Annotated in this window: 9 protein-coding genes; 6 read left to right on the top strand and 3 right to left on the bottom strand. The window is 60.9% G+C overall.

Annotated elements, in window-relative coordinates; genetic code table 11:
* Positions 1–26 precede the first annotated feature (26 nt).
* The 4 genes from WIR04_RS18435 (at position 27) to WIR04_RS18450 (ending at position 4,053) form a co-directional block, all read left to right on the top strand.
* Positions 27–1,172, top strand: a complete 1,146-nt coding sequence (locus WIR04_RS18435) for a mannitol-1-phosphate 5-dehydrogenase (RefSeq protein ID WP_338888855.1) — start codon at positions 27–29, stop codon at positions 1,170–1,172.
* 114 nt (positions 1,173–1,286) lie between these two features.
* Positions 1,287–1,808, top strand: a complete 522-nt coding sequence (locus tag WIR04_RS18440; protein ID WP_025325560.1) for an MltR family transcriptional regulator — start codon at positions 1,287–1,289, stop codon at positions 1,806–1,808.
* Between the two features lie 124 nt (positions 1,809–1,932).
* Positions 1,933–3,720: a sodium:proton antiporter gene (locus WIR04_RS18445; RefSeq protein WP_338888858.1), complete on the top strand. Its 1,788-nt coding sequence runs from the start codon at positions 1,933–1,935 to the stop codon at positions 3,718–3,720.
* Between the two features lie 84 nt (positions 3,721–3,804).
* A complete protein-coding gene (locus WIR04_RS18450; protein ID WP_025325558.1) occupies positions 3,805–4,053 on the top strand; it encodes a hypothetical protein in 249 nt (82 codons plus the stop codon).
* Positions 4,054–4,095: 42 nt separating this feature from the next.
* Here WIR04_RS18450 and WIR04_RS18455 read toward each other — a convergent pair whose 3' ends face one another.
* Positions 4,096–4,614, bottom strand: coding sequence for a mechanosensitive ion channel domain-containing protein (locus WIR04_RS18455; RefSeq protein WP_043132579.1), 519 nt, complete (start codon positions 4,612–4,614; stop codon positions 4,096–4,098).
* Positions 4,615–4,623: 9 nt separating this feature from the next.
* Positions 4,624–5,589 carry a zinc transporter ZntB gene (gene zntB / locus WIR04_RS18460; RefSeq protein ID WP_025325556.1) on the bottom strand — a complete coding sequence of 322 codons (966 nt, stop codon included), beginning with the start codon at positions 5,587–5,589 and terminating at the stop codon, positions 4,624–4,626.
* Between the two features lie 139 nt (positions 5,590–5,728).
* Here zntB and WIR04_RS18465 point away from each other — a divergent pair, with 139 nt between their 5' ends.
* Both WIR04_RS18465 and WIR04_RS18470 read left to right on the top strand, forming a co-directional pair.
* Entirely contained in the window at positions 5,729–6,181 is a 453-nt protein-coding gene (locus tag WIR04_RS18465) for a YaiI/YqxD family protein (RefSeq protein ID WP_025325555.1), read from the top strand.
* 536 nt (positions 6,182–6,717) lie between these two features.
* The gene (locus tag WIR04_RS18470; protein ID WP_338888865.1) at positions 6,718–10,530 is read left to right on the top strand and encodes a beta strand repeat-containing protein; all 3,813 of its coding nucleotides are present in this window, start codon (positions 6,718–6,720) and stop codon (positions 10,528–10,530) included.
* Between the two features lie 68 nt (positions 10,531–10,598).
* Here the strand turns inward: WIR04_RS18470 and WIR04_RS18475 are convergent, their stop codons facing one another.
* Positions 10,599–11,804, bottom strand: a complete 1,206-nt coding sequence (locus WIR04_RS18475) for a NupC/NupG family nucleoside CNT transporter (RefSeq protein WP_025325553.1) — start codon at positions 11,802–11,804, stop codon at positions 10,599–10,601.
* Positions 11,805–12,289 lie beyond the last annotated feature (485 nt).

Genomic DNA, 12,289 nt, shown 5'->3' on the forward strand with positions numbered 1-12,289 from the left:
CGTCTTTGGTTCAAGAGGTTAATATCATGAAAACATTGCATTTTGGTGCCGGCAACATAGGTCGCGGCTTCATCGGAAAACTGCTGGCTGACGCCAGCCACCAGGTCACCTTCGCCGACGTCAACGAGACCCTGATCGATCAGCTCAACCACCGCCAGGAGTACAAGGTGCACGTGGTGGGGGCGGATCAGAAGCTGGACGTGGTGCGCAACGTGGCGGCGGTGAGCTCCGCCGGGCACGAGGTGATCGCCCGCATCATCACCGCCGACCTGGTCACCACGGCGGTGGGCCCCAACATTCTGGACAAGATAGCTAGCACCCTGGCCAAGGGGCTGCAGGCCCGCTTCGATGCCGGCAACCTGACCCCGCTCAACGTCATCGCCTGCGAGAACATGGTGCGCGGCACCAGCCACCTCAAGCAGGAGGTACTCAAGTACCTGCCGGTCGCGTATCATGCCACCCTCGACAACTGCGTCGGCTTCGTCGACTCGGCGGTGGATCGCATAGTGCCCCCGGCCGCTGCCAACGATGATCCTCTGGAGGTGACGGTTGAGAGCTTCAGCGAGTGGATCGTCGACCAGACCCAGTTCAAGGGGGAGCTGCCCCAGGTGGCGGGCATGGAGCCAACCGACAACCTGATGGCCTTCGTCGAGCGCAAGCTGTTCACCCTCAACACCGGCCACATAGTCACCGCCTACCTCGGCAAACTGAGGGGCTATCGCACGGTGCGGGAGGCGATCGAGGATCCGCTGATCCGCAGCAAGGTACGCCGCGCCATGGAGGAGAGCGGGGCCGTGCTGGTGAAACGCTACGGTTTCGACCCGCGCCTGCACGCCGCCTACATCGAGAAGATCCTCTCCCGCTTCGCCAACCCCTATCTGGTGGACGAGATTGACCGGGTAGGTCGCCAGCCGCTGCGCAAGCTGGCGGCGGGGGACAGGCTGGTGAAGCCGCTACTCGGTACCCTGGAGTACGGCCTGCCGAGCGACCACCTGCAGGAGGGGATAGCCGCGGCATTGCACTATCACAACGCCGATGATCCCCAGGCGATGGAGCTGCAGGCCCTGCTGGCGGAGCTGGGCCCGGCCAGGACCCTGGCCAGGGTGACCGGGCTGGATGAAAGCAGCGACATAGTGCGCGCCATCGTCGCCCGTTATGACACCTTGAAGTGACCCCATGGGGCGCACTCGCCGGCAGCCCGAGCGCATGGCGAGTGACGCCGCCCCATATGATAAAAACCGGGAGAGAGGCACTCTCTCTCCCAGTCAGCCGGACCTTAAGCACCTATGACCACACACCAGGAAGATGATGTACTGGAGCGACTCAACGAGCAGGATGGCCCCCGCGGCTTCTTTCTCGAGGTCGTGACCATCCTGGAAGAGGCGGTCGACTCCCTGATGCGGCGCGCCTTTCGCCAGGAGGAGTATGCCGTCAAATACGCCATCGAACCCCTGCTCAACCAGAGCGGCCCCCTCGGCCAGCTGGAGGTGCGCCTCAAGCTCATCTTCGCCCTCGGCCTCATCTCCCTCGAGCACTACCAGGATCTCGAGGCCTATCTGAAGATCCGCGATTTTCTGGTGCGCGACCCCAAGGATTATCGCTTCAGCGACAAGCCGATCCGCGACCTGCTAAGTCGCCTGCATGCCATCCATCAGACCAGCATGATGCCGCAGGATCCCCCGGCCAACGAGGAGGACTGGCCCCTCTATCAAATGCAGCTCAACCGGCTCGATCAGATGGTGCGCTCCGCACTGGTGCTGGCGGTGACCGACTGCGTCACCGAACTCCACAAAGAAAGCCCCATCTGATCAGGCCAGCCCGCTGAGGCTACTCCCGGGATACCGGCCTCCCCGAGGCTGCCTCTACCGGGTGTCAATCTGCCCTCCTTCCCCGCTACACTACTCCCAACCCCATCACCCACCCGAGGTTGGCATGATTGCACTCTCTCTCGCCGGGATCGCCCTGATCTCCCTGCTCGCCCAGTGGCTCGCCTGGTCACTGCGCGTCCCCGCCATCCTGTTCCTGCTGTTGAGCGGCCTCTTGCTTGGCCCTGTGACAGGCGTACTGGACCCGGATCAACTGCTGGGGGAGCTGCTGTTTCCGCTGGTGTCGCTCTCGGTCGCCATCATCCTGTTCGAGGGGGCCCTGACCCTGCACCTGACCGAGCTCAAGGGGATCGGCAAGGTGGTGCGCAACCTCTGCTCCACCGGCATGCTGGTCAGCTTCGCCGTCATAGGCGCCGCCAGCTACTGGTTGCTGGGGCTGGACTGGCGGGTCGCCATGGTGCTCGGCGCCGTGCTGGTGGTGACAGGGCCGACCGTGGTCGCCCCCATGCTCAGCGTCATTAGGCCGGTGCGGGAGGTGGACAAGATCCTGCGCTGGGAGGGGATCGTCATCGACCCCATCGGCGCCCTGTTTGCGGTACTGGTGTTCGAGGCGGTGCGCCTCGGCAGTCAGGGGGATCTCATCGGCCATACCCTGCTGGCCCTGGCCAAGACGGTGGGGGTGGGTTCGCTGATCGGGGTAGCGGCTGGCTGGATCACCACCCTCATCATGCGCAAGGACTGGTTGCCGGTCAGCCTGCACAAGTTCGGGGTGTTGGCCCTGGTGCTGGTCACCTTCAGCCTCTCCAACTGGCTCAGCCACGAATCAGGCCTGTTGGCGGTCACCGTATTTGGCATCTGGCTCGCCAATCAGGAGGGACTGGATCTGGAGGAGGTACTGGCATTCAAGGAGGATCTGGCGGTCATCCTCATCTCTTCCCTCTTCATACTGCTGGCGGCCCGACTCGATCTGGCGCAGCTCTGGCAACTCGGCCCCATGGTGCTGGTGCTGCTCTGCGTGGTGCAGTTCGTGGCCCGTCCGCTCTGCATCCTGGTCTCGACCCTGGGATCGGATCTCCCCTGGCGTGCCCGGGCCCTGCTCGCCTGGATAGCCCCCCGCGGCATAGTGGCGGCGGCGGTCAGCGCCTCCTTCGCCATCAGCCTGCATCAGGCCGAGATCCCCGACGCCGACAAGCTGGTCCCCCTGGTATTTGCCGTCATCATCTTCACAGTGGTGTTGCAGAGCCTGACGGCGACCCCTCTGGCCCGGCTGCTCGGCATGCGCCAGAGCGCTCCCGACACCTGGCTGCTGATCGGCGCCAACTCGGTGGCCCGCGCCATAGGCCGGGCGCTGGCGGATCAGGGCATCCCAGTCCATCTCTCCGATCCGGCCTGGGAACATTGCAAGCTGGCCCGCATGAGCGGCCTGCCCTGCTACTTCGGCAATCCGCAGTCGGAACACGCCGAGCTGCACCTGCCCCTCACCAGCATACATACGGTGCTGGCCCTTTCCCCCAACCGTCACAACAACGCCCTGGGGGTGCTGCACTTTGCCCACCTGTACGGTGAGGAAAAGGTCCACTCCCTGCGCTCCAGCGAGCAGCACGGCAAGGCGAACCGGGAGAGCGCCACCTTCCGCGCACGCCAGGATCTGTTCGGGCCCGAGATGAATTTCGCCCGCCTGAGCGGCCTGCTGAGCCGGGGCGGCCAGATCAAGGCGACCCGCCTGAGCGAGGCCTTCGACTGGACCCAGTATCAGGATGCCAATCCCGGCGCCATTCCCCTGTTCATCGTCGATGCCAGGGGAAAACCCCGGGTCGTCACAGGCCCGGTGGCGCCGCTGGCCGGGGAGCTGCTGATCGCCCTGCAGCCACCACGGGAGCCCCAGGCGGCTTGATGTGCCGCCATCCGGCGATCCGGGCCTGCGACCGCCGCGGGCGACTAGACTTGAGGGTGGCGCCATGAGTCACAGGAGGATGTCATGACAGTCAGCGAATTGCGTGCGCTTCACCAGCAGCACAGATTCAGGGAGGCGGAGATCATGCATGACATCATCTCCCCCGGCTGGGTAGTGGAGTTTCGGGGTCAGGACGGCCATCTCTACATGATGACGGACACCCTGGGTTGCCCGATGAGTTTCTCCTCGACCGAAGAGGCTCGCGATCATATCCACCTGGTAGCCGATTGCCCCATCCAGGTCGAGCACCTCTATCGCTTCTTCGAGCGTTGAGGCAGATGCCAGCAAAGAAAGGGCTCCATAGGGAGCCTTTTCTCATTCCGGCTGCAATGGCTCAGCGTCCTTGCTCTCCAGGCGCCTGACCGGCTTTTGCAGGATCAGGTTGGCCGGGTAGGTCACCAGATCGCCGTTGTCATCCCGCACCCGCAGGTAGAACAGACCTATCTCGGTGATGACGCCGGTCACTGAGTCATCCTTGTCGAGGATGCGGATCCGATCGCCGATCTTGTAGGGGAAGGCGAAGAAGATGGTGATGCTGGCGGTAATGTTGGAGAGGATCGACCATTGCGCCACCATGGCGACCCCGAGCACGGCAAAGAAGGAGGAGGCGAGCACCACCAGCCGGGAGAAGTCGAGCCCCCACACCCCCGCCAGGATCAGCAGGGTGGCGCAGCCGAGCAGGAAGTGGAACACATGCTCCACATAGAGCACCCGGTTCTCGCTCACCTGTCGGCTCTGGCCTAGCGCCATCAGGCTCTTGTGAATGAGGCCGCGGATCAGGGTGTGTCCCAGCAACAGCAGCAGGGTCACACCAAAGGATTCCCATGTCGTCATGCGCGCTCCTTACCACCAGCGTCGATATTTGAGCCAGACCGCCAGCCCGCTCGCCAGCCCCACCAGAGATCCGCAGAAGATCCAGAAGGCGGTCGGGCTCTCGGCACCGGGGATGCCGCCCAGGTTGATGCCAAACAGGCCGGTCAGGAAGCTGGCGGGCAGGAACATCAGCGCCATCACCGACATCTGGTAGGCACGGCGGTTGGTGGCCTCCGCCGTCAAGTTGTTGATCTCGTCCGCCAGCACGGCGGAGCGAGCCACCCCGGCGTCCAGATCGTCCAGCCAGCGGCGCAGCCGATCGGCGATGTCGAGCAGGCGACGGCGGTCATCCTCATCCAGCCAGCTGAGCTTCTCGTTGGCGAGGCGCGCCACCAGATCCCGCTGGGGAGAGAGGTAACGGCGGATCATGATGAGTTGCTTGCGGATCCGCGCCAGTCGGCCGTTGGCGGGCAGTTCACGCATCAGCACTATCTCTTCCAGCTCAAGGATCTGATCGTGCAGCTCCTCGACAAACTCCCCCGCCCTGTCGGTCAGGGCATCGCAGATCTCCACCAGCCAGTCGGCGGTAGAGATGGCGCCGCCTCCCAGCGCCAACTGCTGGAAGACATCTTTTTCCGACAGCAGGGAGCGACGACGACTGCTGAGGATGAAATCCGGGGTGATGTAAATGCGCAGCGCCACCATCTCTTCGGGCCTGTGATCCTTGTTGTGATTGATGCCGCGCAGGATCAACAACACCGTCTCCCCCATCCGCACCAGCTTGGGCCTGTTGCTCTGGCCGAGCAGGGATTCGCGCGCTGCGTCATTGAGCAAGGGGGTCTGCAACAGCCAGCGGGCCGCCTCCGGATTGCCGTAATCCAGATGCACCCAGCTGGGCTGGGCTGCCGGGATCTCGCTGCCTGTGGCCAGCGGGGTCATGCCCCCCTTGCCATCCAGGGTCAGACCATAAATTACGTCACTGGGCACCCGATCCATCTCGTCTCCTTCTCGTTCATGCTCAGGCCCCAGCTTACACGAAAGCGGGGGCCGACTCAGCCCCGCACCGGGAAGGGTGCGCCTGTGCTACCATGCCCGCTCTCGTTTTATGTCCGTTTCAACTACAGGAAACCATGCCATGCCCATCTGGGTCGATGCCGATGCCTGCCCCATTCCGGTCAAGGAGATCCTCTACCGCGCCGCCCACCGCGCCCAGGTCGTCACCACGCTAGTGGCCAATCAGGGGCTGCGGGTCCCCCCCTCCCCCTTCATCAAGACCCAGCAGGTGGAGAAGGGATTCGATGTGGCGGATCATGTCATTGCCCAGCAGGTTCAGCCCGGCGATCTGGTGATCACCGGCGACATACCTCTCGCCTCCTGGGTGATAGATGCCGGCGGCGAGGCACTCAATCCCCGTGGCGAGATCTACACCCGCGAGACCATCCAGGCCCGGCTCGGCATGCGCAATTTCATGGAAGAGCTGCGCTCGGCCGGGGTGCAGACCGGCGGCCCGTCCCCCTTCAACGCAGCCGACAAGCAGCGCTTCGCCAATGCCCTCGACAAATGGCTGCTCAAAGGCAAGCTGACCTGAGTCATCACAACAGGGGCAAGGCTCATGACCTGGCTGATGATGAAGCCCCTGCTACAGATGACAAGAGGCTCACCGCTTGCCAGCGTATCTTTCCCCATCACCTGGCGCCAGGTTTGACCCGCAGACGGCGCCCACCCACTCCCCGTGCCAGCCCACCAATAAGATTCATTTTCGATATAACTTTTAGTATCTATTTCGTCAAAGAATCATGTTTTTAATTCTATCGGTATCAATTGAATTATCAGTGTCGCTATCCTAGATATATTGAAACATCACAAATAATATTTTTATCACTATTAACTGGTGCTAATTAACCCATGTCTAAAAGGATGTTTCAAATAACTACCAAAGATTGAGTATGCCTGACCAATAAAAGTAAAAACCAATCATAACAACATCTTTAATGGTTTCTTTTATCCATTCAACATTGAGGCGGCCATAGCTGCAGGATTCGCTGTTCCCATACAGGGGTACCGGGATGATCTTCACTTCATATTAAGCACAGGGATTGAAGGGGAATATCAATGAGCAAGCCAATGAATGTATTTCTTTCACTGTTTTTCACTCTTTTCTTATTCAGTTGCGGCGGGGGAGGTGGCGGAGGAGAGGATAACCCGACCAATCCGGCGCCCGTCACCAAATCACTGACCCGAATCGACATATCGGCCGACACCGCTGGCAACAAGGCGCGAGCCGAAGCCAACCCCAGCACCCCGCTCGGGATCAGCACCCAATACCTGGCCATTGCGACCTACAGTGACAACAGCACGGCCGACATCACGGAGCAGGCAAGCTGGAGCAGCTCGGACACCAGTGTCGCTACCGTAGATGACAAGGGCCTGGTCACCCCCCTCAAGATGAGCGCCACGAAGATCACGGCAAGCTATCAGGGGATCACCAGCAACAGGTCTGAATTGACCATTACAGACGCCATCGCGACCAAGGTCACCATTATTCCCCCCACCGCCAGACTGGCAAAGGGACTGTCACTGCAACTGCAAGCCATCGCCACCTTATCCGATGACACGACCAGGGATGTCTCGACCCAGGCTACCTGGCAGAGCAACAAACCGGCCGTGCTGAAAGTCGATGCCAAAGGCAGGCTGAGCGCCCTCGCTCTCGGCGATGCCATCGTCAGTGCGACTGTCCAGGGCGTCACCGGCCAGACCCGCATCTTTGCGGTCAACCTGACGGTCAGCAAAATCCAGATCACCCCGGCCAACCTGCAACTGGCCATAGGCACCAAAGCCCGATTGACTGCCATCGCCACCTTCAATGACAAGAGCGTACAGGATGTGTCTGCTCAAGTGGCCTGGCTGAGCAGCAACACCGCCGTCGCTACTGTCGATGGGAGCGGCCTGGTCAGCGGCATCGCCGCAGGGTCCACCACACTCTCAGCCAGCGTGCTCGGAGTCACGGGCAGCACCAGCATCCAGATCACCAATACGACTCTCAAGACCCTGCAAGTGATTCCTGCCGCAAGCACCATAGCCCTTGGCACCCGTACCCAGTTGCAGGCCATCGCCACCTTCACGAACAACTCCACCCAGAATGTCTCTGGCCTGGTGCAATGGAAGAGTAGCGACGCCACTGTCGCGAGCGTCAACAATCAGGGGTTGGTGACTGGCAACCGCGTAGGGCAGGTCACCATCAGTGCGACCTACGGCGCCATCAGCCGCAGTGCCACCCTGACCGTCACCAATGCCATGACGACTGCCATCCAGATCACCCCCGCAGCCAGCTCGCTCCCCAAAGGGACCAGGCAGCAATTCCAGGCTATAGCCACCTTCAGTGACAGCTCATCACAGGATGTTACCGGCCAGGTCGACTGGGACAGCTCGAACATCAGCATCGCCACAGTAGATCTGGAGGGCGAGGTGACGGCCGTCACCGAAGGGAATACCATCATATCTGCCCGCTTCCAGAATGTTGTCAGCAACCCGGTCGTGCTGGAGGTCACCGATGCCACCCTGGAAACGGGAGGGCTCACCATCACGGTACCGCCTATGACCCTGGCCGCCGGCCTGACAGGGCAGCTTGCCGCCAGCGGCACCTACAGCGACGGCACCATCCGGAATGTCACTCATGATGTTCACTGGAGCAGCAGTGATCCCGGCATCGCCACCGTCAGCCTGACCGGCCTGGTCACCGCCGTTGCCCCAGGTACGGCCACCCTCACCGGTACTCTGGATGGCCAAAGCGCCACGCTGCTGGTCACAGTCACCAATGCCACTCTCAAACCGAATGGGCTCACCATCACAGTACCTCCCCTGACCCTGGCTGCGGGACTGAGCAGTCAGCTGACCGCCAGCGGAGCCTACAGCGATGGTACCAGCACGGACGTCACGACCAGTGTCCAGTGGAGCAGCAGTAATCCCGCCATCGCCACCGTCAGCCTGACCGGTATGGTCACTGCTGTCACCCCCGGCAGCGCCACCATCACCGGCATCCTGGACGGCCAGAGCGCAACCATTCAGGTCACCGTCACCAACGCCACCCTCAATGCCGGTGGACTCACTATCACGGTACCGCCCATGACACTGGCTGCCGGCCTCACCGGCCAGCTTGCCGCCAACGGGACCTTCAGCGACGGCACGACAACCGATGTCACCGCCAGCGTCCAATGGAGCAGCGACAACCCTGCCGTTGCGAGTGTCAGCCAGAGCGGGCTGGTTACCGCCATCGCCCCGGGCATAGCCATCATCACGGGCACCCTGGATGGTCAGAGTGCAACCCTGCAAGTCACAGTTACCGATGCCACGCTCAACACGGGCAGCCTGACCATCACTGTGCCGCCATTGACTCTGGCTGCGGGCCTGATGGGTCAGTTGACCGCCAGCGGGAGCTACAGCGACGGCACCACCCGGAACGTCACTGCTGATGTCAGCTGGGTGAGCGATGCCCCTTCTGTTGCCACCGTGGGTCTGCATACCGGCCTGGTCACCGCCGTCATCCCGGGCACAGCCACCATCACCGGCACCCTGGACGGCCAGAGTGCGACCATCCTGGTCACCGTCACCCAGGCAGTGCTGAACCCGAATGGACTCACCATCACGGTGCCGCCCATGACCCTGGCCGCCGGCCTGACGGGGCAACTGGCCGCCAGTGGCAGCTACAGCGATGGCAGCACCACTGATGTCACCACTGATGTCAGTTGGTCAAGCAGCAATAGCGCCGTTGCCACCGTGGGTCTGCATACTGGTCTGGTCACCGCCGTTGCTCCGGGTACCGCCATCCTCACCGGTACCCTCGACGGTCAAAGTGCCACCTTGCAGGTCACTGTCACCAGCGCCACGCTGAATCTGGGTGGGCTCAGCATCACAGTACCGCCCATGACCCTGGCCGCCGGCCTGACAGGACAGCTAGGTGCCAGCGGCAGCTACAGCGATGGCAGCACTCTCGACGTCACCACAGATGTCAGCTGGTCCAGCAGTGACACCGCCATTGCTACCGTTGGTCTGCATACGGGTCTGGTCACCGCCGTTGCCCCAGGCACAGCCATCCTCACCGGCACCCTGGACGGCCAAAGTGCCACCCTGCAGGTCATCGTCACCCAAGCCGTGCTCAACCCGAATGGCCTCACCATTACGGTGCCACCGCTGACCCTGGCCGCTGGTCTGACCGGCCAGCTCGCCGCCACTGGCAGTTACAGTGATGGCACCAGCGTGGATGTCACGACAGATGTCACTTGGACCAGCAACAATCCGATTGTCGCCGCCGTTGGCCTCAACACAGGCTTGGTGAACGCAGTACTGCCGGGGACGGCCATCATCACGGCGACCCTGGATGGCCAAAGCACCACGCTGGTCGTGACTGTGTCCAATGCTGTTGTCACCAGCGTGATGATTGAACCCATCAGCTCGCTGGCAGCTGGCACGACGGCACAATTCAAGGCTACGGCGACACTCAGCAACCTGGCGACGCTGGATGTGACGGCTCAAGCCAACTGGCAGAGCAGCGACCCTGGGATCATCACCGTCACATCGGCTGGCATGGCTACCGGGGTCGCACCAGGGAGTGCCACCGTCAGCGTCAACGTCCAGGGCTTTGTCGCCAGCCAGTCAGTGACCGTCAGCAATGCGGTGTTGACCAGCCTGGTAGTCAGCTCCACCAGCAACCTGAATGTGCTCAACCTGGCAAGAACCATCACCTTCACGGCCACGGGGCACTATTCGGATGGCAGCACCCAGGATGTGACCAGCAGCGTGATATGGCGCATGAACGGCAGTCTGCTGACGCTGGGGCTGGGCAACACCTACGTGCTGGTTGCGCTCATCGGCGACACCAACTTCCAGGCGGAATTGAATGGCGTCTCCAGCAACATCCTGACTTATCCCGGCCTGTTGTGACGAAACTGAATCTCCGGCAAACAAAAAGGGTCCCTCGGGACCCTTTTTTACTGCCGTATGGGTAATGACTAGATCATCACACCGGCTATCACGGCGGAGAGCAGGCTCACCAGGGTGGAGCCGTACACCAGCTTCAGGCCGAAGCGGGAGACCATGTTGCCCTTCTCTTCGTTCAGCGCCTTCACCGCACCGGCGATGATGCCGATGGAGCTGAAGTTGGCGAACGACACCATGAAGATGGAGAGGATGCCGACGGTGCGAGGCGACAGATCGGCGGCAATCTTGCCCAGATCCATCATGGCCACGAACTCGTTGGTCACCAGCTTGGTCGCCATGATGGAGCCAGCTTGCAGCGCCTCACCACCCGGAATGCCGAGGATCCAGGCAATGGGGTAGAAGATATAGCCCATGACGTGCTGGAAGTTGACGCCAAACGCCATCTCGAACAGGTAGTTGACCAGGGCGATCAGGGCGATGAAGCCCACCAGCATGGCGGCCACTATCACGGCAACGGAGAAACCGGCCATGATGTACTCCCCCAGCATCTCGAAGAAGTTCTCTTTCTTCGGGGTATGGTGCTCGTCACCCTCGGCCAGCGCCTTGGCGTCGGTCACAGTATTGTCCGGCTCGTACGGGTTGATGAGCGACAGCACTATGAAGGTGCTGAACATGTTGAGCACCAGTGCGGCCACCACGTAACGCGGTTCGATCAGCTGCATGTAGGCACCGACGATGGACATGGAGACGGTGGACATGGCCGTCGCCGCCAGGGTGTACATCTGCTTCTCGTTCAGGTGCGGCAGGGTGTTCTTGAGCGCGATGAAGTTCTCGGACTGGCCGACGATCATCGAGCTGATGGCGTTGAAGGACTCCAGCTTGCCCATGCCGTTGATCTTGGCCAGCACTGTGCCTATGCCACGAATGACGATGGGCAGCAGGCGGATGTACTGCAGTATGCCGATCAGCACAGAGATGAAGACGATGGGCATCAGCACCATTAGGAAGAAGGAGAAGGCTCCTTCGTTGACCAGGCCACCGAACACGAAGTCGGTCCCCTGCTTGGCAAACTCCATCAGCTTGGTGAAGCCGGCGGCGAAGCCACCCACGACCGCCAGGCCCACTTCGGAGTTCAGCATGAACCAGGCCAACGCCAGTTCCACCACCAACAGCTGGCCGATATAACGCAGCTTGATCTGTTTCCAGTTGCGGCGGTTTGCCAGCAACGCGAGAGCGAGGACCATCACGAGTCCAAGCACAAAGTGAACGTATTCCATACCAGTAGCACCCAGTGAATTGTTATTTTTGACCGGCGCCATCATAAAGAATCGTATATTTAAAAATCAGATAGCCATCACAATCTGGCTCAATAATATGTATGCGAGATAATACAAACGTTTTTAAATTAATTAACCATTAACGGTATATTAATCGCGCAATACCAAGAGAAAATAACCATATAAAACATAACCATAGGAATATTCTGATTGCACAGACAACAACCATGGATATTTCATTATCATTCTCGCAACATTCCTTCCCATGCACGGCACCTATTTCATCCATGATATTTAATCAACCAGAATGGAAAACGTTTACCCCTGATAAATAATTAGCGGACGACCGCAAACATCCACCTGGTGCCACCCCGGTTGCACCTCTCTGTCTCCATGGAGACGGATGAACCCGCCCTGAGGCTGCACGGGCTTAAGCGTTCAAAAATCCGCCACATCCGGTGCCACATTCTGGTATGATGCGCGGC

It is taken from the genome of Aeromonas rivipollensis, from assembly GCF_037811135.1.
Taxonomy (GTDB): domain Bacteria; phylum Pseudomonadota; class Gammaproteobacteria; order Enterobacterales; family Aeromonadaceae; genus Aeromonas; species Aeromonas rivipollensis.